The sequence below is a fragment of the Staphylococcus sp. HMSC034G07 genome (genome assembly GCF_001835975.1).
Taxonomy (GTDB): Bacteria; Bacillota; Bacilli; order Staphylococcales; family Staphylococcaceae; genus Staphylococcus; species Staphylococcus ureilyticus.
The window spans coordinates 1-462 of sequence record NZ_KV826610.1; the positions used below are offsets into that span (position 1 = coordinate 1).

Genomic DNA, 462 nt, shown 5'->3' on the forward strand with positions numbered 1-462 from the left:
AAAGCAGGCGCTCTCCCATCTGAGCTAAGCCCCCATATTCTTTTAATAAGAGTCGGGAAGACAGGATTCGAACCTGCGACCCCTTGGTCCCAAACCAAGTGCTCTACCAAGCTGAGCTACTTCCCGTATTCATTATAATATTCATTCTAAAAATGGTGCGCCCAATAGGAGTCGAACCTATAACCGCTTGATTCGTAGTCAAGTACTCTATCCAATTGAGCTATGGGCGCTCTATTAAAATGATGGTGCCGAGGACCGGAATCGAACCGGTACGATGATCTCTCATCGCAGGATTTTAAGTCCTGTGCGTCTGCCAGTTCCGCCACCCCGGCAAAATAATGGAGCAGAAGACGGGATTCGAACCCGCGACCCCGACCTTGGCAAGGTCGTATTCTACCGCTGAACTACTTCTGCAAAATGAAACTGGATGAGCCATAGAGGATTCGAACCTCTGACCCTCTG

The 462-nt window shown here is 49.1% G+C and carries 4 tRNA genes; all 4 read right to left on the reverse strand.

What is annotated here, in order from left to right:
* Window positions 1–52: 52 nt before the first annotated feature.
* Window positions 53–126, reverse strand: a tRNA-Pro gene (locus HMPREF2586_RS11895).
* Window positions 127–153: 27 nt separating this feature from the next.
* Window positions 154–230 (reverse strand) — tRNA-Arg (locus tag HMPREF2586_RS11900).
* A 13-nt stretch (window positions 231–243) separates the two neighbouring features.
* A tRNA-Leu gene (locus tag HMPREF2586_RS11905) sits at window positions 244–332 on the reverse strand.
* A 7-nt stretch (window positions 333–339) separates the two neighbouring features.
* A tRNA-Gly gene (locus tag HMPREF2586_RS11910) sits at window positions 340–414 on the reverse strand.
* Window positions 415–462 lie beyond the last annotated feature (48 nt).